Raw genomic sequence first — 800 nt, 5'->3', positions numbered from 1 at the left:
ACGACGCCCACCTGTACTTCGCCAACTGGGGCTCGCGGCGCCTGATGCTGCGCCTGCCCACCACGCTGCTGCCCGCCCGCAGCGCCGAACCGTACTGCGCGGAAAACGCCTTGACCTGCTGGACCAGAAAAAGGCACCTCCTTCTCGACTTCACCTACTCGTCCGAAGACGGCGGCGAATGGGACTTCGAGACCTCCTTCACCCTCGCCTCCTTCACCACCCTGCGTACCGAACTCGCCGCGGGCGACCTGCGCCCCCTCTATCTGGCCTGGCTCTCCGCGCTCACCCGCTGGGAGCTTGAAGAGGACGTCGACGAGGACGAGTACACCCACGCCATCGAGCCGCCCGTACCCGCAGGCCTTGCCCAACTCACCGGTCCGCAGCAGGCCTTGGCGGACTTCCTGCACGTCGACCCGCATCTGCTCACCGCAGCTGCCCGCGTCGGCGGTGCCGCCCCTTCCCCGGCGATCGACAAGGACGCACTGGCCGCCTGGATCCGAGCCCTGGCACCACGCGAGAAGGACACCCTGCTGCTGGACGCGGCCCTGGGCACCGCCCCGCAGCCGGGCCCCACTCTGCTGGCCCGCCACCGCGCCGCGTCCCGTGGTACGGCCGAACCGTCCACCGCTTCCCGGCGCCGCTCAGCCGCGGAGCTCCTCGACGCCGCCCACGAGGTGCGCAGCGAGCACACACGGCAGAAAGAGCAGGCCCGCGACCAGGCCCGCCGGACCGAACAGCGGGCTCACGAGAGCCACCTGGACCGCCTGGCCGAGAACGCCGAGCAAGCCTGGCAGGACATC

Annotated in this window: 1 protein-coding gene; it reads left to right on the top strand. The window is 70.8% G+C overall.

What is annotated here, in order from left to right:
* On the top strand, nucleotides 1-800 hold an 800-nt coding region (locus RB628_RS41000), incomplete at both ends, for a hypothetical protein (RefSeq protein WP_318325717.1).

This window comes from Streptomyces sp. ADMS (genome assembly GCF_033441795.1).
Lineage (GTDB): Bacteria > Actinomycetota > Actinomycetes > Streptomycetales > Streptomycetaceae > Streptomyces.
This window is presented reverse-complemented; position numbering and strand designations above follow the sequence as displayed.